At 58.1% G+C, this 19,679-nt stretch carries 20 protein-coding genes; 15 read left to right on the top strand and 5 right to left on the bottom strand.

Annotation, left to right across the window (positions count from 1 at the left end):
* Positions 1-12 precede the first annotated feature (12 nt).
* A complete protein-coding gene (locus tag KF947_RS11300; RefSeq protein ID WP_227404017.1) occupies positions 13-1,407 on the bottom strand; it encodes an APC family permease in 1,395 nt (464 codons plus the stop codon).
* A 263-nt stretch (positions 1,408-1,670) separates the two neighbouring features.
* Between KF947_RS11300 and KF947_RS11295 the strand changes: the two genes are divergently transcribed.
* The 7 genes from KF947_RS11295 (at position 1,671) to KF947_RS11265 (ending at position 7,612) form a co-directional block, all read left to right on the top strand.
* A complete protein-coding gene (locus tag KF947_RS11295) occupies positions 1,671-2,489 on the top strand; it encodes a MoaF C-terminal domain-containing protein (protein WP_227404016.1) in 819 nt (272 codons plus the stop codon).
* Complete coding sequence (locus KF947_RS11290; protein ID WP_227404015.1) at positions 2,479-3,267, top strand: SDR family NAD(P)-dependent oxidoreductase; 789 nt, start codon at positions 2,479-2,481, stop codon at positions 3,265-3,267. Before KF947_RS11295 ends, KF947_RS11290 begins: the two co-directional genes overlap by 11 nt.
* Before the next feature lie 66 nt (positions 3,268-3,333).
* Positions 3,334-4,104 (top strand): SDR family oxidoreductase, encoded by a 771-nt coding sequence (locus tag KF947_RS11285; protein ID WP_133732274.1) that lies wholly within the window; start codon positions 3,334-3,336, stop codon positions 4,102-4,104.
* 93 nt (positions 4,105-4,197) lie between these two features.
* Positions 4,198-4,869 (top strand): helix-turn-helix transcriptional regulator, encoded by a 672-nt coding sequence (locus tag KF947_RS11280; RefSeq protein WP_133732300.1) that lies wholly within the window; start codon positions 4,198-4,200, stop codon positions 4,867-4,869.
* Positions 4,870-4,946: 77 nt separating this feature from the next.
* Complete coding sequence (locus KF947_RS11275) at positions 4,947-5,522, top strand: histidine phosphatase family protein (protein ID WP_227404014.1); 576 nt, start codon at positions 4,947-4,949, stop codon at positions 5,520-5,522.
* A gap of 61 nt (positions 5,523-5,583) precedes the next feature.
* A complete protein-coding gene (locus KF947_RS11270; protein WP_227404013.1) occupies positions 5,584-6,624 on the top strand; it encodes a zinc-dependent alcohol dehydrogenase family protein in 1,041 nt (346 codons plus the stop codon).
* Between the two features lie 112 nt (positions 6,625-6,736).
* Complete coding sequence (locus tag KF947_RS11265) at positions 6,737-7,612, top strand: pirin family protein (protein WP_227404012.1); 876 nt, start codon at positions 6,737-6,739, stop codon at positions 7,610-7,612.
* A gap of 8 nt (positions 7,613-7,620) precedes the next feature.
* On the opposite strand, the gene KF947_RS11260 is transcribed toward KF947_RS11265, so the two are convergent.
* Together KF947_RS11260 and KF947_RS11255 are read right to left on the bottom strand one after the other, a co-directional pair.
* Positions 7,621-8,493: an urea carboxylase-associated family protein gene (locus KF947_RS11260; protein ID WP_223288294.1), complete on the bottom strand. Its 873-nt coding sequence runs from the start codon at positions 8,491-8,493 to the stop codon at positions 7,621-7,623.
* A 61-nt stretch (positions 8,494-8,554) separates the two neighbouring features.
* Entirely contained in the window at positions 8,555-9,166 is a 612-nt protein-coding gene (locus KF947_RS11255; protein WP_223288295.1) for a DNA-3-methyladenine glycosylase family protein, read from the bottom strand.
* A gap of 187 nt (positions 9,167-9,353) precedes the next feature.
* On the opposite strand from KF947_RS11255, the gene KF947_RS11250 reads away from it, so the two are divergent.
* Together KF947_RS11250 and KF947_RS11245 are read left to right on the top strand one after the other, a co-directional pair.
* Positions 9,354-10,565, top strand: a complete 1,212-nt coding sequence (locus KF947_RS11250; RefSeq protein ID WP_227404011.1) for an MFS transporter — start codon at positions 9,354-9,356, stop codon at positions 10,563-10,565.
* 125 nt (positions 10,566-10,690) lie between these two features.
* On the top strand, positions 10,691-10,942 hold the full coding sequence (locus tag KF947_RS11245) for a hypothetical protein (RefSeq protein WP_133732267.1): 252 nt from the start codon (positions 10,691-10,693) through the stop codon (positions 10,940-10,942).
* Between the two features lie 15 nt (positions 10,943-10,957).
* Here the strand turns inward: KF947_RS11245 and KF947_RS11240 are convergent, their stop codons facing one another.
* The gene (locus KF947_RS11240) at positions 10,958-11,653 is read right to left on the bottom strand and encodes an extensin family protein (protein WP_227404010.1); all 696 of its coding nucleotides are present in this window, start codon (positions 11,651-11,653) and stop codon (positions 10,958-10,960) included.
* 148 nt (positions 11,654-11,801) lie between these two features.
* Here KF947_RS11240 and gmk point away from each other — a divergent pair, with 148 nt between their 5' ends.
* The 4 genes from gmk (at position 11,802) to KF947_RS11220 (ending at position 15,455) form a co-directional block, all read left to right on the top strand.
* A complete protein-coding gene (gene gmk / locus KF947_RS11235) occupies positions 11,802-12,434 on the top strand; it encodes a guanylate kinase (RefSeq protein ID WP_227404009.1) in 633 nt (210 codons plus the stop codon).
* 95 nt (positions 12,435-12,529) lie between these two features.
* Positions 12,530-12,787, top strand: coding sequence for a DNA-directed RNA polymerase subunit omega (gene rpoZ / locus KF947_RS11230; protein WP_007112267.1), 258 nt, complete (start codon positions 12,530-12,532; stop codon positions 12,785-12,787).
* Positions 12,788-12,819: 32 nt separating this feature from the next.
* A complete protein-coding gene (locus KF947_RS11225; RefSeq protein WP_133732264.1) occupies positions 12,820-14,967 on the top strand; it encodes a RelA/SpoT family protein in 2,148 nt (715 codons plus the stop codon).
* 98 nt (positions 14,968-15,065) lie between these two features.
* Complete coding sequence (locus tag KF947_RS11220) at positions 15,066-15,455, top strand: RidA family protein (RefSeq protein ID WP_223288297.1); 390 nt, start codon at positions 15,066-15,068, stop codon at positions 15,453-15,455.
* 160 nt (positions 15,456-15,615) lie between these two features.
* On the opposite strand, the gene KF947_RS11215 is transcribed toward KF947_RS11220, so the two are convergent.
* A complete protein-coding gene (locus tag KF947_RS11215) occupies positions 15,616-16,497 on the bottom strand; it encodes an SDR family oxidoreductase (protein ID WP_227404008.1) in 882 nt (293 codons plus the stop codon).
* Between the two features lie 168 nt (positions 16,498-16,665).
* Here KF947_RS11215 and KF947_RS11210 point away from each other — a divergent pair, with 168 nt between their 5' ends.
* Both KF947_RS11210 and recG read left to right on the top strand, forming a co-directional pair.
* Entirely contained in the window at positions 16,666-17,595 is a 930-nt protein-coding gene (locus KF947_RS11210; protein WP_133732261.1) for a hydrogen peroxide-inducible genes activator, read from the top strand.
* Entirely contained in the window at positions 17,592-19,670 is a 2,079-nt protein-coding gene (gene recG / locus KF947_RS11205; protein WP_227404007.1) for an ATP-dependent DNA helicase RecG, read from the top strand. Before KF947_RS11210 ends, recG begins: the two co-directional genes overlap by 4 nt.
* Positions 19,671-19,679: the final 9 nt, after the last annotated feature.

Genomic DNA, 19,679 nt, shown 5'->3' with positions numbered 1-19,679 from the left:
TCTTGAGCGGTTCTAATCGCTCAGATCCGGCTCGAACAGCCCCTTGTTCATCTTGAACTTGACCCAGACGATGGCAATCAGGCTGACAATACCCAGCACCACGCCCAGTAGCGTATAGATCAGGGCGGTCATCTCAGGCGATGGGGAAGCGTTGGCTGCCACGTAGGCCATGCCGATGATGCCCAGAATCTGCGGCAGCGGGTAAAAGGGCGTGCGATAAGGGCGGCGATGCTCGGGGCGGCGACGACGCAGCACCATCACATCGATATGCGCGACGATGTAAGCAAACAGCCAACTGGTCGCCGCAGCGATCACCAGCGCGATGATCTGATCGGGTTCGATCAGCAAAAAAGGCACGACCACGCCCAGCGCCAGAAAGGTGATGCCGACCCAGGGCGTGTTATAGCGCGGGTGCATCTTGCCCATGATAGAAAACGCCTGGCCGTTATCGGCCATGCCCGAGAGCATGCGCGGTACGGCGGCAAGCACGGTATTGACCGTGCTGCAGGTCGCGGTCACGCCCATTACAGTGGCAATAATCAGGCCTGCTTGGCCAAACACGCTATTGACCAGATCTAGATACGGCAGGGGTGAGGTGGTTAAGGTCTCAACGGAAAGATAGTGGCCGGCGCCGAGGCAGAAGATCGAGAACAGCACAAAGATGATGCCCAGCGACAGGAACATAGCGCGGGGAATCCGCTTCTCCGGCTGACGAATATCGTTGATCATCGGGCAGATGAACTCACAGCCGACGAACATCCACATGGCCAGGGCGACCAGGCCGATAAAGCTGCCGTCGACAATGCCTCCGATGCCCCAGTCGATGCCTGCGGCGGCCTGAGCCACCTCCGGCGACGGCGGCTGGAGCAGGGCGGTGGCGCCCACGAGTAAGATGGCAACGATCATGGCGAAAGTGAACACGTTCTGAAGCTTGGCGAAGACGTCGGTGCCGAGAATATTGAGCACGGCCAGCGTCGCCAGCAGCAGGATTGGTACCAGATGCGACGGCAGCATTTCGGGGAACAGCGTCTGCAGCAGGGCATCCACCAGCAGAAATTCGGCAGGAATCGCGAAGATGGCCACCACCACGTAGCCTGCAAACACCGAGACGATGGCTGGGAAATGACCGATGGCCTTTTGAGTATAGGTGGCAAGCGTGCCCGCCTGCGGATACATCAGCGAAAGTTCCGAGAAGGACATGGCGTTGCAGACGGCAAGCAAGGTGGCCACCAGCATGGCGGCCAGAAAACTCAAGCCGCCGATGCCAAAGCCCATCAATGCCGATGCCATGGCGCCCTGCACCACCACGGTTCCCACACAGATCGCGATCATGGTCTTGAAACCGATGTGTTGACGCGCAGGGGCGCTTACCTGGGGCGCGGGGCCCGCCTTCGAGGTGTTGAGCATGATGAGTAATCTCCTGGCCGGTTGAATTCTTGTTTGGTTGACACGGACAACCTGATATCCAATCTGCACCTTACTCACCGACCATTCTTGTTCTCTGCTGCCAGAAATTTTCCCCTGCCTGCCTACTTCTGTCTTAACTCTCCTGTATCACGGCCGACCTCCCCCATCCGGGGGATACCCAGGCGGCTTAACAGCGCCGACGATAAAAATGTACGTGGCCATTGGTTGCCTTACACCTTACCCCTGTCTCAGGAGACAACCCCATGACAACAACTCCTTCCCACACTGACTGGATCTCGGTTGCTGGCCTTGAAAAGGGCTTCGCGACGGGTTCCTATGCGCTGGACAACTCGGCAGACCTCACCGGCAAGCAGGTTGAACTGCACGCCGCCGACGGCAGTGTTCGCCGTCTCGAGTTCGATCAGGATCAGCTGGCCATCGATGGCGGCGAGGCGGTCAAGGTGCGCATCACATCGTTACGTGAACGTGTCTATCTGCTTGACTGGCTGGATGAACGCACCCGTCCGGCGACTTCGTACACCGTGGTGCTGGATACCCTGACTGACAGCTACACTCAGGTCATCGGCACCTTGCCCACGTTTGATGTCATCAAAACCGGCCTCTATGAGCGCGCACTGGGCGGCCGCCCGCTGACCGACGTCAAGGTCGACATCAGCCACGGCGCGGTGAACAAACCCTACAGCGACGGCGCCTGCCCGCATGCCAAGACCGACGAGCTGATCGGGGTGCGCAACCTCTACCGTTACAGTCCGACCGAGGTGTACGAACACACCTATCTGAACGAGAACTTCTACACCTGGCACTGCCTGAAAGGCGTGGAGCAGGGGCTGTGCGACACTGATGCCTGCCACTATTACAAGATTGCCGATGAGCTTTATCTGTTCATCTGGCGCGAGAAGATCGTCCCGACGCTCGGCATCGTCATGATCGATGAGCAGAATCACCGCAGCGACGGCAAGATCTTCGGCGTTGGTGATACCGAAGACGCGCCGCTGGCCAACTTCCCGATGGCTTCTTACTGTCAGCGCCTGGCCGATACGGAGTACCCCGATGACCTCTGATAACAAAACCGTCGTCATCACCGGCGCCGGCACCGGCGTGGGTGAAGCCTGCGCGCGTCAGCAGGCCGCGCTTGGCCATAACGTCGTATTGATTGGACGTCGCAAGGCACCTCTTGAGGCGCTAGCGGCGGACACCGGCGGGCTGGTGCTCGCCGGCGACGCCGCCAGCGCCACCGAGTGGGAGGGGTTCTGCCAGCGCATTCTCGAGGCCTATGGCCGGATCGACAGCCTGATCTGCAGCGCGGGGGGCCACGGCCTCGGCACGGCCACCGAGATGTCCGACGATGACTGGCATCAATCGATGCGTCTCAATCTGGATACCGCCTTCTACAGCGCACGCGCCTGTCTGCCACACCTGATCAAGCAGCAGGGCACCATGGTGTTGCTGGGGTCGTTGGCTTCGTTTCAGGCCGGTGGTGAGGTCTGCGGCTACACCACCGCCAAGCACGCGATTGTGGGGCTGACACGTTCCATGGCTCGTGACTTCGGCCCTCAGGGCGTGAGGGTCAACTGTGTCTGCCCGGGGTGGATTCGAACGCCCATGGCCGATGAAGAAATGCAGCCGCTGATGGCGCATTACCACGAGTCCCTCGATGATGCTTACGCCCGTGTGACGCAGCACGTGCCCCTGCGGCGGCCAGCCAGTGCCCACGAAATCGCCGAGGTCTGTCATTTTCTGATCAGCCCGGCCTCCGCCATCATTACCGGCAGCATGATCATGGCCGACGGCGGCTCGCATATCGTCGACACCCCCACCCTCGCTTTCGAGGCCCTCTAGGAGACGACAGGGCGACCGGGCTGCCCATGGCCCGGTTGCCCTGTCCCGGATCAATGGAGTCCGTTCATGAGTATTCGTATCGATTACAGCGGCCAGCACGTACTGGTCACCGGCGGTGCCCAGGGCATCGGCGAGGCTATCGTGACCCGTTTTGCCGAGGCCGGTGCCCGCGTCACGCTGGCCGACATCAACGGCGACCAGGCCACGCGGGTAGCTGAAAAGCTCACGGCTGAGGGGCATCGGGTTCAGGCTTACGCCGTGGATCTCTCCGATGAGGCCACCACACGCGCCATGATAGCGGTCAGCGACCCCATCGACGTGCTGGTGCACAACGCGGGCTACTTTCCGCTCACGCCTTTTGAAGATCTCACCCGCGACCAGGTCGAACGCACCTTCGCCGTTAACGTGCAGTCGCTGTTCTGGATGACACAAGCGCTGCTGCCTTCTTTCAAGCAGAAGGGGCAGGGCGTGATCCTGTGTACTTCCTCGGTCACCGGCAATCGGGTCGCGTATCCGGGGCTGACCCATTACGCCGCGTCCAAGGCCGCGGTTAACGGCTTCATCCGCAACACCGCACTGGAAATGGGCGGTTTGGGCATCCGCATCAACGGCGTCGAGCCGGGCATGATCCGCACCCCGGCGATGGACAACCTTGGTGACGACGAGCACAGCCAGCGCCTCGAGCGCGGCATTCCGCTGGGCCACCTGGGGGCTCCGGAGGACATCGCCAACGCCATGCTGTTTCTGGGCTCTGATCTGGCCAAGTACATCACTGGCCAGACCATCATCGTCGATGGCGGCGCTCTGCTGCCGGAAAGCGTGACCGCGCTCGACTGAGCCACTATGGGTCATTGGGCAACAAATTTCCGTTGCTTGCACACGGCCGACTCGCTATGTTGGAGGTATTAATCAACATGGAGTCGGCTAGCCATGCAGTCTCCCCAGGAACTGGGTGTCTACTGTCTGAACGCCTTCACCCGTGCCGTGCCCGCTTCGCTGGCAGCGTTCTACCATATCGACGACGGACTGAGTGCGTTTGATTTCCAGCTTTACGGCGATCCCACGCAGATGCACGACAGCTACCTGCGTCGCTACCGGCACCTTGACCCGCTTCAGCCCGGTTACTGCCAGCAGATCGGCCGAGGTGTCGTGTCACTGCGCGATGCCCAGGCGCTTCAATCGAAACAGCGTAATGAGGGGTATCAGACGTTTCTGAGCCAGCACGATGTGGTGGATGTAACCGAAGTCATGTTCTACCGCCGGAACCGCCCGGTGATGGGCATGTCGTTGCTGCGCAAGTCACGCTTCGGGAGTTTTACCCCCCAGGAACTGAACACGCTGCAATCGCTTCAGGAGATGCTGCAGCTGGCCGTCTCGACCCGCGCCAGTGAGATTGCCCCGGCGCAGGCCGAACCCCACCACAGGCCGTTGACCGAGCGTGAGGCGCAGCTTTTGCCGCTGGTACGCCAGGGGTTGAGCAATAAGGTCATGGCGCGTGAGCTCGGCATTGCGCCCTCCACGATCAAGACCCACCTCGATCATCTGTATCGTAAATTCGATGTCACCAACCGCACCGAGTTGGTCGGGCGACTCTACTCGTAGCCCGCTTCACCCTGCTCGATAGGCTATGAAGCCCTCAGCGCAGTTGCCTTCTCATAGTGATTAGCGGACGTCCCAACATGCCCACCCTACGCTACCTCACGTTAGCCCTGCTGCTCGCTATGTCGAGCATATTCTCGACCACTGCCCAGGCAAACGAGGCAACCTGGCAGGCGCTACAGGAGGGCGGTTTAGTGATTCTCATGCGCCACTCCCTGGCCCCTGGCATTGGTGATCCGCCCGGGTTTGAGCGTGGCAGTTGCGAGACTCAGCGCAATCTCTCTGAGGCTGGTCGCGCTCAGGCGCAAGCCGCTGGGCGTGCGTTTCGTGCGCGGGATATTCCCATTGCGGCGGTTTACTCATCAAGCTGGTGTCGTGCGCTGGATACCGCCGAGTTAATGGCGTTGGGGCCTGTGGAGCCTACTCCCTGGCTGGACTCTTTCTTTCGCGGGCGCGGTGATCAGACGTCAATCACTCAAACCGCCCAAGAGCAGATTGCCGCATGGCAGGGGCCGGGCAATTTGCTGCTGGTCACCCATCAGGTAAATATCACGGCATTGGTGGGTAGCGGTGTGGGCTCGGGAGAAATGATTGTGGTGCGCCCAGCGGGTGATGAGATGCAGGTCGTGGGGCGGTTAAGCGTTAGCGGCCAATAATTTGCTTCTTATCCGCGCAAGACTTTATAAAGTAAACAACGATATAGGTTAGGAATTCTTTATGAAAGCCGTTGTTTTTGAGCAATTTTCCGCCCCGCCGACCCTTCAGCAACTGCCCGACCCTACCCCTGAGCCGCATGGCGTTGTGGTGAAGGTAATGGCCAACGGAGTCTGCCGCAGCGACTGGCATGGCTGGGTAGGGCATGACACCGATATTCAACTTCCCCATGTGCCGGGGCATGAGCTTTCCGGCGTGGTCGAAGCCGTGGGTAAGGACGTAAAAAAGTGGCGCATTGGCGATCGCGTCACGGTTCCCTTCGTTGGCGGTTGCGGTACTTGCCCCGAGTGCCACTCCGGCAACCATCAGGTGTGCGATAGCCAGTTTCAGCCCGGTTTCACGCATTGGGGCTCCTTTGCCGAGTATGTGGGCATTCACTACGCCGATGTGAACTTGGTTGCACTGCCAGAGACACTCGACTTTGCAACGGCGGCCAGCTTGGGTTGCCGGTTCGTTACCTCTTTTCGGGCAGTGGTGGATCAAGGCAAAACAGCGGCAGGCCAGTGGGTGGCCGTCCACGGCTGCGGCGGGGTTGGGCTTTCTGCCGTGATGATTGCCAACGCCGTCGGTGCCAACGTGGTGGCCATCGATATTTCTGAAGGCGCTCTAGATCTGGCCCGTCAATTGGGTGCCACTGCCACCGTGAATGCTGCCAAGGTACCCAATGTGGTTGAAGCGGTGGCGGAGATAACCCGGGGAGGCGCTCACGTATCCCTGGATGCGCTGGGCCATCCGACAACTTGCTTTAACTCCATCAGTAATCTGCGTAAACGGGGCAAGCATGTCCAGGTCGGGTTGATGTTGGCCGAGAACAGCACGCCCGCCATTCCCATGAGTAAAGTCATTGCCCATGAGCTTGAAATACTGGGTAGCCACGGCATGCAGGCCCACCGTTATGACGCCATGCTGGCGATGATCCAGTCTGGAAAGCTGGCGCCTGAAAAGCTTATTGGCAAACGCATCAATCTTGAGCAGTCGATTGAGGCGCTGATGAACATGGATAAGTTCGAAGGGGCGGGGGTGACGGTGGTGACCGAGTTTTGAGGAAACCGCTGAGCAGTTTAGTAACAATTTCCTTCAATGAAACGAGGCAAATTATTCGCTCCTCATCTGCGGGTTGAGGTTTTACGCTGGGCGTATTGATAAGGAGTAAGCTATGCCATCAGACACTATTCAATCAGCACGTCGCGTGATCGCCCAGCACCCGGCCAAGCGCGATGATATCGGCGATTTGGTTACCCGGCGCCCGCTGCCGGGGCCGCAACTTGAACAGCTCGATCCATTCCTGTTTCTTAACCACCACGGCCCGCAGACTTATCCGGCCAATAATCGTGGCCTGCCGTTTGGCCCGCACCCGCACCGGGGCTTTGAAACGGTCACCTTTATACTGAAAGGCTCATTGGCCCACGCTGATAGCGCCAAGCATCAAAGCGTGATCAATGCGGGCGGCGTGCAGTGGATGACCGCGGGCAGCGGCATTGTGCATGCGGAAATTTCGCCAGAGGAGTTTCTGCGCGACGGTGGCCCGTTGGAGATTCTGCAGCTGTGGGTCAACCTACCGTCGCACTTGAAAATGAGCGAGCCGCGCTACGTAGGGCTGCAACAAGAATCCATTCCTGCTATTAAGCTGCCGGGTGGCGGTGAGTTGAACCTGATCTCAGGTGAGTGGCAGGGTAATGCTGGCCCTATCGACACGCTAACCGGCGTATTTATGTCGACGCTGCGGCTGCCTGCCGGTAGCCACGAGCAACTGCCCGTGGCGCCAGGTCGACAGGTATTTCTCTACGTGGTGGATGGCGATGTCACCGTAGGTGGCGAACTCGTTAAGGCCCATCATCTGATTGAAGTGGATCGCGATGGTGATAGCCTCGACATCGAAGCTAACAGCGACGCGCGCCTGCTGTTTGGCCATGGCGAGGTGATCGATGAGCCGGTCTATTCCCACGGGCCCTTCGTGATGAATACCCGCGAAGAGATCGTTCAGGCGGTCGAGGACTATCAGAACGGCAAATTTGGCGGGCTCGACGCATAAAGGCAGCGTCAGCAGCAATTATTGCGTTTGGCGTTCCAATCCTCTTCAGGCGGCCTTACGCCATGGTTGCCGCGATAGTTAGGTGATGTCGGCGGCGACCAGCCCTCTAGCAGTGCGTCATCAAGGGCGTATATTTCGATGCCGATCGGGTGGCAAGTGGCCAGCAGGTCGTCGTCAGTGGCATCGCTGCCCCATAGATCTACCGATAGATCGCCGCCTGGGCAGCAGGAGAGGGCACACAGTAGGTCAATCTCGGCAAATAGCTCCAGGTAGTCGCCTTCTTTGGCCGGGCAAGCCTTCATGAAGTACTGATCCTGTTCATTAAGGCCGGTGCACTGAAAGACGTTAAGCACATCGTGGACATCAAATTCGGTGAGTCCGAAGGGCGCCACGGCCCGGGTTAAGTTGGAGTGACAGTGGAAGTCGAAATCCTCACCGGTCAGCAGATGATTCACATAAGGATCACAGCGGGTACCTAATAAATCGTGAACACGACCGCCATCCTCGTCGATACCGTAGTTTTCCAAGGTATCGGCGGTGATAGTCGCCATAGGCCGAAGGTAGGGAAGAGACGACCATAAACGATCGTGAACGCTAACATGAGCGCGCTGAAGCTGGCGCGTGCGTGAGGCCCAGAAGCGTTCTCGTGGGTTGTGCAACGACCACAGATTGAAATCTCCCACCTGAGGCCCTTGGCGAGTACACAGGCGCATTACGTGACCAGCGGGAACTTTCCAGGCGCGTGCATCACGAATTGGCACCTCTATGGTTTCTATTAGCCTCCGCTGATCGGTCGCTTTGGCAATCCGGTTGTAAAAAGCCGGGTCAACGAAAAGGGGAGAGCCTGGTTTGGCGCGGTAGGCTGGAGCTCGGTTGGCCATTGTTAGTGACTCCTTGTAAATAACGGTGGTGATGACACTTGGTGCTCAAAGAGGCCATTCACTACAGCGGCTCGCCGCGATAGTAGTGCCACAGAAACAGCGAACCCACGCTGCGCCAAGGCGCCCAGTGTTCCACCAACTGGCGGGCCTGCTTGGGCGTGGGTTTGTCGTCCATGCCTTTTAAACGGCCCAGCGCTACCCGCAGGGCGAGATCATCGGCAGGGAAAATATCCGGGCGTTTCAGCGAAAACATCAGGTAGATCTCGGCGCTCCAACGGCCAAAGCCGCGTAGCTCGGTAATCGCGGCAATGGCTTCATCATCGCTTAGCTGTTCAAGCCCCTCGGCGCTAAAAGTACCTGCCAACTCTGCTTCTGCCAGCCCTTTGGCGTACTCAATCTTGCGCCAGGAGAGCCCTGCGTCGCGCAGCGCTTGGCCCTCTACCTCCATCACTGCCTTGGCGTGCAGCTCGGGCAACAATGTATTGACACGACCCATAATAGCGCGGGCCGCTTCGGTGGATAGCTGTTGGCTAACGATGGTGGAAAAGAACGTCGCAAAACCTTTGTCGCGCTCACGAGGCGGGGGAGCCCCCACTAGCGGCAGGGCGCGGGCTATATCCGGATCGGCCTTGGCAAGTGCTGCCATGGCGTGCTCGATGGTATCTAGGTTCATGGACGTCTCGGGTATTGAAAAATAAAAAGTACACTAACAAAGCTAGGACACTAATGGGATTAAACCCATGTGGATAATCCCTTTCGCTCGCTAACTTTTTATACGCAGTATGTTTCTACTTTCGTCTAATCCTGCGATCATTTGCGCCATCGTGATACCAACGGGGTGGTATCCCTAGGAGTCAAACATGCAGGATTCGACAGCATCGTCGTCTCAAGGGCTGGCGCGTAACCCGCGCTTGGCAGAATTTGTGTTGGCGCTGGGTGGCTTTGGGATAGGCACCAGCGAGTTTGTCATTATGGGCCTGATGAATCGCGTGGCGGGAGATTTAGCGGTAACGGTGCCGCAAGTGGGTTACGCAATCAGCAGCTACGCCCTGGGCGTGGTGGTCGGCGCACCGCTGATTTCGGCACTGGCCGCGCGGGTGCCTAGGCGGCCACTGTTAATCATTCTGATGCTGGTCTTTGCGGTGGGCAATATTGCCAGCGCTATGGCACCAGGGTTCTGGTCATTCGTCGGCCTGCGTTTTCTGGCGGGCTTGCCCCATGGGGCCTATTTTGGCATCGCGGCGCTGGTGGCGGCGGGAGCCGTGCCGATAGACCAACGGGCGCGGGCTATTTCCCGGGTGATGATGGGCTTAACGGTGGCGATTTTGATCGGTGCACCGCTGGGTACCTGGGCGGGTAACCTTTTTGGCTGGCAGATCGCCTTTGCAGGTGTCGGCGGTATTGCGCTGCTCACCGCCCTGTTGATTCGGCTTTATGTGCCGGTTCAGCCCGTCGATACCCTGGCAAGCCCGGTGCGTGAACTGTCCGCACTGCTTAAGCAGCGGGTGTTGGTCACCCTGGCGCTTGCCTGCATCGGCTGCGGCGGCATGTTCGCAATTTTTAGCTATGTGATGCCGACGTTAACCCAGCAGGCGGGTATGAGCGAAGCACTGGGGCCACTGGTGCTGGTCATTTTTGGCCTGGGCTCTATTGCCGGTAATTTAATTGGCGGGCGCATGGCGGATAAAAACCTGATGCGCGCCATACCCACCATCCTGCTTTGGTGTGGCGTGATCCAGGGGCTGTTTTACTTTGCGGCGAATAACGTTTGGACGGGGCTGCTGTTTGTTGGCTTGGTGGGTACCAGCATGGCCCTGGCGCCTTCTTTACAAACCCGCTTAATGGATGTGGCAGAGGATGCCCAAACCATGGCGGCCTCACTGAACCACGCGGCCTTTAACGGTGCCAATGCCTTAGGGGCGTGGCTTGCTGGCCTGGCCATCAGCGCTGGCTTTAGCTGGTCGAGCACGGGCTTGGTCGGTGCGGGATTGGCACTCTGTGGTTTGGTGATTTTTGCCGCAGGGCGTTGGTTGGAAAAGCGCACCTACGGCATCGTGGCCCAGCGAGCCTAGCGTTGGCTAACGTTGCATCGTGATTGATTGGCCAGTTGGCTAGTTATCGAACAGTGATAATTAACATGGCTAAAAAGTCGAATTCTCTCTACTGTGTAAGAGTAGTAACCCATAAGGAGATGACCATGCACATTCAGGTATTGAATTCGACACGTATATTGACCCTCGGCGCGGTGGTGGCGTTAACCATTGGCTTGGCGGGCTGCGGTACTTCCACTGGCGAGCGCGCTACTAGCGGCGCGGGGGTCGGTGCTGCCGTCGGCGCGGGTGCCGCAGCCATAACCGGTGGTAGCGTCGTTCAAGGCGCCGTTATCGGCGGTGGCGTTGGTGCTGCCACCGGTGCCGCTACGGATGAAGATGACATCAACCTCGAATAAGCAATGGTTGATCTCTTAGCGACACAGCCTAAATCCGCGCATGCCCATATGAAAGTGATCCGCATGCGCGGCGTTGTAATCCGGCCCCAATACATTACCGAAGGTATGGCAGGCGCCATCCCGCGCCGCGCGTAAAAACTCACCTACCTCGCCTTCATCATCCCAGCCATTAATTAGCGTGATGCGCTGGCCGTTCTCAAACTGAAATCCCACTACATCCAGCGCTTCAGCGGTGGCGTGTTCGCTGCGCCTGCCGGTTTCACGACCGTAAACGTTACGGCAGGCAAAGCTACCCACGTGGTTAACCTGACTCACCCGGCTGCCCATAATCTCCTCGGCGGCAGGCTGTAACGCGTGGCGTTCATACATAACCCACGCCAGCGCCATCGGGCAGGAGGCCACGAAACTCTGATTGAACGCGACGCCGCTAGACTGCATGCGTACGATATTGGCAAGCGGGCAGTTCGCCGTGGGGGCGTAATCGGCCAATGGTGTGTAGAGCAGCTCGCCTTCAGGGAGAGTATCTAATGCGGCTAAACAACCATTGCGGTCATCCGCCAAGCGGCTTAGCTTCAGTTGAGTGACCGGCGTAATGGGATCGTCAATATGTAGCGGTGCCCAAGGCGCCCAGTGGCGGGGAATCTCTATAAGGCCTTTTTGCAGGGCTACGCCCAGGGCAATCAAGACTAAAATAAACAGCGTACTGCGCATGCTTACCTCCCTGTACATCACTGCCAACGCTACAGTCGTCGCGCTGGGTGTGCGATACTGCGCAGCCTTGCTGCTCTGCTGCAGTCGCTCTACTTATTTTGCTACTTGTTCCGCTACTTATTTTCGCTAACTGAAGGGAAAGTACTTCATGTCCCAAGGTACGCTGTTTATCGTTTCTGCCCCATCGGGTGCTGGCAAGACTAGCTTGGTGCGCGAGCTAATCGAAAGCCTGGATGGAATTCAAGTATCGGTGTCGCACACTACGCGTGCCAAGCGCGAGGGTGAGGTGGATGGCGTCAATTATCATTTCACCGATGTGGCCGAGTTTGAAGCGATGATCACCCGGGGGGAGTTCTTTGAGTATGCCAAAGTATTTGATAATTACTACGGCACCTCGCGCCAGGCGGTAGAGGTATTGCTGGCAGCGGGGCAGGACGTCATTCTGGAAATCGACTGGCAGGGCGCCCAGCAGGTACGCGAACAAATGCCTGATGCGGTGTCGATTTTTATACTACCGCCTTCGCGCAACGAACTTGAACGGCGCCTCGCTAGCCGTGGCACCGACGAGCATGCGGTGATTGCCCGGCGCATGCGCGATGCGGTGAGTGAAATGTCCCATTACCACGAATATGATTACCTCGTCGTTAACGATGACTTCACCACGGCGCTGCAGGAGTTACAATCACTGGTAATCAGCCGTCGCTTAAGTCGCCCGGTAATGACCGAGCGCCACGCGCCGCTGTTGGCTGCGCTCTTGTCACAGGCGCCTACGGTCGAGTAATCTATTCGGTTCTACATCTTTTTTTCGCTGGGTCGACGCCGTTTTTCAACTTTAAAACGGTGTCGGCCCGGTTCCGTCATAACAGGAAGGCTCCCATGGCTCGCGTAACCGTTGAAGATTGTCTTGAAAATGTTGAAAACCGTTTCAAGCTGGTGATGATTTCCACCCAGCGTGCTCGTCAGCTGGCGCGCGGCTCCCGCGATGCCCTGCTGCCCTGGGAAAATGACAAGCCTACGGTAATGGCGCTGCGTGAAATTGCCGCAGGCTTGGTTGATCACACCGTACTGGACGAGCCCGTTGAAGCCGCAGTTCGTCCGCGCCCGGCAATGGCGCCTACTCATATCGACGACTAACGTTTTCAACGAAACCGATAGAGGCGCGGTAGATGTTCACCATTGATGACCTGGCCGATAGACTCGGCGGCTATTTACCCTCGGATGAAATCCAGCAGGTCAAACGTGCCTTTTACTACGCTGAGCAGGCCCACGACGGCCAGCGGCGGCGTTCAGGCGAGCCTTACGTCACCCACCCGCTTGCGGTGGCGAATATTCTTGCCAATATGCACATGGATCATCAAAGCCTGATGGCTGCCATGCTGCACGACGTTATCGAAGACACCGGCGTTTCCAAAAAAGCCCTTGAGGCCCAGTTTGGTAAACCGGTGGCAGAACTGGTGGACGGGGTATCCAAACTTACCCAAATCACCTTTGAAGACAAAGCTGTCGCTCAAGCGGAAAACTTCCAGAAGATGGTGCTGGCGATGTCGCGAGATATTCGTGTCATTATCGTCAAGCTGGCAGATCGACTGCATAACATGCGCACCCTGGGCGCCCTGCGACCGGATAAGAAGCGCCGCATTGCCCGTGAAACGTTGGAAATTTACGCGCGCATTGCTGGACGGCTGGGTATCAATACCATTCGTATCGAGCTTGAGGATCTCTCCTTTCAAGCGATTCACCCCATGCGCGCGGAGCGCATCAAGCGTGCGGTGGCCAATGCGCGGGGGCATCGGCGCAGCGCGATGCGCGAAATCCAGTCGTCGTTGCAAAAGAGTCTGGATGAAGATGATCTTAACGGCACGGTAATTGGGCGCCAAAAGCATCTGCTGTCGATCTATAAAAAGATGCGCGACCAGCGTAAGCCCTTCGCCGAAATTATGGACGTGTTTGGTTTTCGCATCATTACCGAAGATGTGGCCAGCTGTTACCGCATTCTAGGCGTGGTGCATAACTTTTATAAGCCAGTGCCGGGGCGTTTTAAAGACTATATTGCGATCCCCAAGGCCAACGGTTACCAGAGCCTGCATACCACCCTGTTTGGCTCACGGGGTATGCCCATTGAAGTGCAGATACGCACCCGTGAAATGGAGGCCATGGCCAATAACGGTATTGCGGCTCACTGGCTTTACAAAGCGGGGCAGACATCGCACCCGATTGCCGAGGGCAGCCATGCCCGAGCCCGCGCATGGGTGAAAGGCCTGCTGGAGATGCAGCGCCACGCCGGCGACTCGCTGGAGTTTATCGAACACGTTAAGAACGACCTTTTTCCTGACGATGTCTATGTGTTCACGCCCAAAGGCGACATTATGGAGCTTCCTCAGGGCGCCACCGTGATCGACTTCGCCTACTCCGTGCATACGGATATCGGCAATAACTGCATCGCTTGTAGAATCGATCGCCATTTGGCACCGCTCTCGACGCGCTTAGAGAGTGGCCAAACGCTGGAGATCATCACCGCTCCCGGCGCGAAGCCGAATCTTGCCTGGCTTAACTTTGTGACCACAGCAAAGGCGCGTTCGGCTATTCGACATGCGCTTAAACATCAGCAGCAGACCGAAGCGGTCATGCTGGGGCGGCGGTTACTCAATAAAGCGCTGGCACCGTTCGATACCAGTCTGGAAGAGCTGGATGAGAGTGTTCTCAAGCGGGCATTTAAAGAGCTGGATGTTACTTCCGAAGAGTCGCTGTTGGAGTCGCTAGGGCTGGGCAATCGCATGACCCACGTGGTGGCTCGCCGCCTGGTGGATGCCGCCCACGGGGATGATACTTATGAGCATCCCGCAGGCGTTGAAGGTAGCAAAGCCGTTATGATCAGCGGCAGCGAAGGTATGGTGATTAACTTTGCCCGCTGCTGCCATCCGCTACCGGGCGACCCGGTGGTCGGTCACCTTTCCACTGGCAAAGGCTTGGTGGTGCATCGTGCAGAGTGTAAAAACGTTGTTGATAAGAACTTTGCCGATAAAAACGACCCCGACAAGCTCTTTGCACTGGAGTGGTCGGACACCATCGATGAAGATTTCCCAGTCGCGCTGCGTATCGAAATTGAGAGCCGCCGCGGATTAGTCGCAGAGCTTGCCGGACTGGTCACCGATGCCGATGCCAACATTGAGCGGATTGGCATTGAAGAGCGTGATGCCCACCTTTCCACCGTCAATCTGATCCTGTCGGTGAAAGGACGCGTGCACTTGGCACGCATCATTAAACGCATCCGTAACCTTCCCAACGTTGGCAAAATCACCCGACTCGCTAACTAACACCGTCTATAACAATAGGCTGATAAAAATCGGCAGCGATCGCTATTTTTTTAGCATCAAATAATTAAGCGTTACCCACTACAGGAGCGAAACAACGTATGAGCAATAAGGCTGTTATCAACACCAGCAAAGCCCCCGCGGCTATTGGCCCTTACTCCCAGGCCATTAAAGCAGGCAACACGGTTTATCTCTCTGGCCAGATCCCGCTGGATCCAGCGACCATGGTGATTGTGTCTGAGGATTTCGAAGCCCAGGCACGCCAAGTCTTCACCAACCTGAAAGCAGTGTGTGAAGAAGCGGCGGGCTCGCTAAGTGATATTGTGAAACTGAATCTCTACCTGGTGGACTTGGATAACTTTGCCATTGTGAACCAAGTCATGGAGGAGTTCTTCACCGCTCCTTTCCCCGCCCGCGCCGCCGTTGGCGTCAAAGCGCTGCCCAAAGGCAGCCAGGTGGAAGCGGAAGCGGTGATGGTGATTGGCGACTAGGCTTTGTTTAGCGCTAGCAGCCTGTCGGGCTTGACCGATCATCGCGAGAAACACGGATTTTGAGCCAAATTTATCGATCGATTGAGGCGAATAGCGCGCTATTTAACGAAATCGATCGAATAAAGTTGGCCAAAATACAGGGATTCGCAGTAGATCAGTGTTAAGTCCGACAGGCTGCTAGAAAGCCGCCCTCTTTGAGTACCTGTGCATACCCTTCGCGGTAGCTGGGAAAGCGGAACTGATAACCAGTGCTCAATAGACGCTGGTTATCGCAGCGTTTGCTCGTTCGCCGACGCAAAGGAGACTGCATGGTCTCGGTGGCTTCAACGTTAAGCTGCTCTGCCAGCCACATCATGACGTTATGCATGGTGACCGGTTCGCAGTCGCTACCCAGGTAGACATCCGCCAGGGACTCACCGCTCTCCTGATAGCGAATCAGGTGGGCGATAATGCCGGTGCAGTCGTCGCGGTGGATACGGTTGGAGTACACCACGGGAGTGATCGCGGCAACACGGCCTTCAGCGACCTGATGAATCAGCCGGTCGCGGCCTGGGCCGTAAATGCCGGAAAAACGAATCACCGTACCGGGCAGCGAATGATTAATCAGCGCCTGTTCGGCTTCACACATCAGCGTGCCAGAGAAGCTCGTCGAATCGGGAGGCGTCTCTTCGTTAACGACTTCGCCTTCCTGTTGCCCATGCACGCTGGTCGACGAGACAAAAAATACCCGGCGCGGCGGCGTTTTATGCTGTTCTAATACACTCAGCACTCGCTTTAAGCCTTCAGGGTAGGCGCTTTGATAGGCGCTCTCTTCGAAACGGTCAGCGCTGACGGTATACACCACATAGTCAGCCTGGGGCAGGCTTTTGGGGCCGGCTTCTTCAAGATCGTTTAAATCCAGCTTCAGCGGTTTAATGCCGGTGCCTTTCAAGGCTTCCACGTTGCGACGTAAGCCAATCACCTGGTGTCCTTCCTCAAGCAGTTCGCGCCCAAGGTTGATCCCTATATCGCCACAGCCGATAATCAGTACGGTTAGCTTCACCGTGCTCACTCCTCTTGATTAATATTCCCTATTAGATGCAAAGTCTCTACCAAATATGAGATTGTCGGATGAGAAGACCAACTGCAGAGCTTGCTTGTCCTTTTCCATCCCGCTGACTGTCACTTTGTTAGTCACACGCTGCTACGAGAGGATGCCACTGGCACCGCTATGACTTTAACAGAACTTCGCTATATCGTAACCCTTGCCCAAGAGCGTCATTTTGGTCGCGCGGCAGAACGCTGCCATGTTTCACAGCCCACGCTCTCGGTGGCGGTGAAAAAGCTGGAAGAAGAGCTCGAAACGCCGCTGTTTGAGCGTTCCAAGTCCACCGTACAGGTCACCCCGCTGGGTGAAAAAATCGTCGCCCAGGCCCAGCGTGTGCTAGAGCAGAGCAGCCTGATTTTTGAGCTCGCCAGTGCGGGTAAAGATCAGTTGGCCAACCCGCTGCGCATTGGGGCGATTTACACCATTGGGCCCTATCTGTTTCCGCATCTGGTGCCTGCCCTGGCGAACGCGGCACCTCAGATGCCGCTGTATATTGAGGAAGGCATGACCGGTACGCTGCGCGCCAAGCTTAGAAGCGGCGAGCTGGATGTGATTATTGTCGCGTTGCCGTTTACCGAAACCGATGTAGTGACCAAGCCGATCTACGACGAAGCCTTTGAAGTGCTCATCCCCGCCAATCACCCTTGGGTCGAGCGGGAGGCGATCAATAAAGAGGACTTACTCGAAGAGCGCCTGCTGCTACTTGGCGAAGGCCACTGCTTCCGCGATCAAATTCTGGAAGCCTGCCCGGCGATTACCCAAAAGCTCAACAGCCCCAACAATACGCTGATTGCCGAAGGCGGGTCGCTGGAAACCATTCGCCATATGGTGGCCTCTCGATTAGGTATCACTGTGTTGCCGCAGTCGGCTCTGGGCACCGACCAGTATGAAAATGCCATGCTGGCGAGCCGACCCTTTGTTGACCCAGCGCCCTCCCGCACCGTGGCGATCGCCTGGCGGGCGAGCTTCCCCCGTCCCAAAGCTATTGAGGCGCTGATTCAGGCAATTAGCCACTGCCGCCAACCGACTAAAGCCGTGAAAAGCGCCCCATGAGTGATCTTTCCGCGCCCATCACCGCGCTGAAGGGCGTTGGCGAAGCGCTGGCGCTAAAGCTTGGCCGGTTAGGGATCGAGCGGGTGAGCGATCTGCTGTTTCACCTGCCGCTACGCTATCAGGATCGCACGCGACTGACACCGATTGGCCTGCTGCGCGCGGGGCAGGAGGCGGTGATTGAGGGCGAAGTGACCGCCTGCGACGTGGTCAAAGGGCGCCGCCGCAGCCTGTTGGTGCGCCTGCGTGATGCTAGCGGTATTTTGAGCCTGCGCTTTTTTCACTTCTCACCGGCCCAGCAGCAACAGATGCGTCCTGGCGCCACGGTGCGGGCTTTTGGCGAAGCGCGGGCCGGGGCGACCGGTTTAGAGATCTATCACCCGGAATACCGGCTCAGCGGCGGTAGTGAGACCCCGGTGGATGAGTACTTCACGCCGATTTACCCCACCACCGAAGGCTTGAACCAGCCGCGGCTACGCGCCCTGGCGCAGCAGGCGCTTGGTTTACTGGACGACGCCCCCGAGGCCTTGCCCGATGTGATACCCGATGCACTTCTCACGCGCTTCCAACTGCCGGGCCTACACGCCAGCCTGCACTTGCTGCACCAGCCGCCTCCCGATGTGAATATAGAGCAGTTGACCAGCGGCCAGCACCCGGCCACTCGGCGGCTAGCGCTGGAGGAACTGCTGGCCCACCAATTAAGCCTGCGCGAAGTGCGCCTGCGTATTCAGGCGGATGGCGCACCGACGCTACCCTCCGGGCGCAGCCTGCAGGCGCGCTTTTTGGCCCAACTGCCCTTTGCCTTAACCGGCGCACAGCGCCGCGTGCTGGAAGAGATCAGCCACGATTTAAGCCGACCGGCGCCGATGCTGCGGCTGATCCAGGGCGATGTGGGATCGGGAAAAACCGTGGTTGCCGCCATGGCCGCACTGAGCGCCCTGGCGGGCAACTGCCAGGCGGCAATTATGGCGCCCACAGAGATCCTCGCTGAGCAGCACTACCGCTCGTTTAAAGCCTGGTTTGAGCCGCTGGGGATCGAAGTGGCGTGGCTGGCGGGCAAGCTCAAAGGTAAAGCGCGGCTGGATGCCAAGGCGGCGATCGCCGACGGGCGTGCGCGGATGGTGGTGGGTACCCACGCGCTGTTTCAGGACGATGTGCACTTCCAGTGTTTGGGGCTGGCGATTATTGATGAGCAGCACCGCTTTGGCGTGCATCAGCGTTTAGCGCTACGCGAGAAGGGCGAGGCGGGTGGGCTGACGCCGCACCAGTTGATTATGACCGCCACGCCGATCCCCCGCACTCTGGCCATGAGTGCCTATGCGGATCTCGATGTTTCCGTGATCGACGAGCTTCCCCCCGGCCGCACGCCAGTCAAAACCGTGGTAGTGCCCGACGAACGCCGCCCTGAAGTGGTTGAGCGCATTCGGCTGGCCTGCAGTGAAGGCCGTCAGGCGTACTGGGTGTGCACGCTGATCGATGAATCCGAGGTGCTGCAGTGCCAGGCCGCCGAGGTTACTCGTGATGAGCTAACCGTAGCGCTGCCAGAGCTGGCGGTGGGCTTGGTTCATGGGCGCATGAAGTCGAGCGAGAAAGCCGAGGTGATGACCGCCTTCAAAGCGGGAGAGCTGGATCTGCTGGTGGCGACCACGGTGATCGAGGTGGGAGTGGACGTACCCAACGCCAGCCTGATGATTATCGAAAACCCCGAGCGCCTGGGGCTTTCCCAGCTACACCAGCTGCGCGGCCGGGTAGGGCGTGGCAGCACGGAAAGCTTCTGTGTGTTGCTCTACCATCCGCCGCTGTCGAAAAGCTCCCGCCAACGTTTGGCGGTCATGCGCGAAACCACCGACGGCTTCCGTATAGCCGAGAAAGACCTGGAAATCCGCGGGCCCGGCGAAGTGCTCGGCACCCGCCAAACCGGCCTGGCGCAGATGAAAATCGCAGACCTGGAGCGCGATGCCGACCTTCTGGAACGTGTCAGCGCCATGGCCCAAACGCTGCAGGGCAACTCCAACGTCACCGCTGTCCTGGTGCGCCGCTGGTTAGGCGAAGCAGCAGGGCGCTATGGGCAGGTGTGACTAGGTAGG

This window comes from Halomonas sp. FeN2 (assembly GCF_020595105.1).
Taxonomy (GTDB): domain Bacteria; phylum Pseudomonadota; class Gammaproteobacteria; order Pseudomonadales; family Halomonadaceae; genus Vreelandella; species Vreelandella neptunia.
Note: the sequence above shows the minus strand (reverse complement) of the source record. Positions and strands in the feature narration are given on the sequence as shown.

What these genes read in the sequence shown, in the direction of transcription:
- KF947_RS11245 (WP_133732267.1), top strand. Translation starts at nt 10,691, where the DNA reads ATGCACATTCAGGTATTGAATTCGACACGTATATTGACCCTCGGCGCG.
- recG (WP_227404007.1), top strand. Translation starts at nt 17,592, where the DNA reads ATGAGTGATCTTTCCGCGCCCATCACCGCGCTGAAGGGCGTTGGCGAA.
- rpoZ (WP_007112267.1), top strand. Translation starts at nt 12,530, where the DNA reads ATGGCTCGCGTAACCGTTGAAGATTGTCTTGAAAATGTTGAAAACCGT.
- KF947_RS11300 (WP_227404017.1), bottom strand. Translation starts at nt 1,407, where the DNA reads ATGCTCAACACCTCGAAGGCGGGCCCCGCGCCCCAGGTAAGCGCCCCT.
- KF947_RS11280 (WP_133732300.1), top strand. Translation starts at nt 4,198, where the DNA reads ATGCAGTCTCCCCAGGAACTGGGTGTCTACTGTCTGAACGCCTTCACC.
- KF947_RS11265 (WP_227404012.1), top strand. Translation starts at nt 6,737, where the DNA reads ATGCCATCAGACACTATTCAATCAGCACGTCGCGTGATCGCCCAGCAC.
- KF947_RS11240 (WP_227404010.1), bottom strand. Translation starts at nt 11,653, where the DNA reads ATGCGCAGTACGCTGTTTATTTTAGTCTTGATTGCCCTGGGCGTAGCC.
- KF947_RS11270 (WP_227404013.1), top strand. Translation starts at nt 5,584, where the DNA reads ATGAAAGCCGTTGTTTTTGAGCAATTTTCCGCCCCGCCGACCCTTCAG.
- KF947_RS11220 (WP_223288297.1), top strand. Translation starts at nt 15,066, where the DNA reads ATGAGCAATAAGGCTGTTATCAACACCAGCAAAGCCCCCGCGGCTATT.
- KF947_RS11210 (WP_133732261.1), top strand. Translation starts at nt 16,666, where the DNA reads ATGACTTTAACAGAACTTCGCTATATCGTAACCCTTGCCCAAGAGCGT.
- gmk (WP_227404009.1), top strand. Translation starts at nt 11,802, where the DNA reads ATGTCCCAAGGTACGCTGTTTATCGTTTCTGCCCCATCGGGTGCTGGC.
- KF947_RS11275 (WP_227404014.1), top strand. Translation starts at nt 4,947, where the DNA reads ATGCCCACCCTACGCTACCTCACGTTAGCCCTGCTGCTCGCTATGTCG.
- KF947_RS11260 (WP_223288294.1), bottom strand. Translation starts at nt 8,493, where the DNA reads ATGGCCAACCGAGCTCCAGCCTACCGCGCCAAACCAGGCTCTCCCCTT.
- KF947_RS11255 (WP_223288295.1), bottom strand. Translation starts at nt 9,166, where the DNA reads ATGAACCTAGATACCATCGAGCACGCCATGGCAGCACTTGCCAAGGCC.
- KF947_RS11290 (WP_227404015.1), top strand. Translation starts at nt 2,479, where the DNA reads ATGACCTCTGATAACAAAACCGTCGTCATCACCGGCGCCGGCACCGGC.
- KF947_RS11250 (WP_227404011.1), top strand. Translation starts at nt 9,354, where the DNA reads ATGCAGGATTCGACAGCATCGTCGTCTCAAGGGCTGGCGCGTAACCCG.
- KF947_RS11295 (WP_227404016.1), top strand. Translation starts at nt 1,671, where the DNA reads ATGACAACAACTCCTTCCCACACTGACTGGATCTCGGTTGCTGGCCTT.
- KF947_RS11225 (WP_133732264.1), top strand. Translation starts at nt 12,820, where the DNA reads ATGTTCACCATTGATGACCTGGCCGATAGACTCGGCGGCTATTTACCC.
- KF947_RS11285 (WP_133732274.1), top strand. Translation starts at nt 3,334, where the DNA reads ATGAGTATTCGTATCGATTACAGCGGCCAGCACGTACTGGTCACCGGC.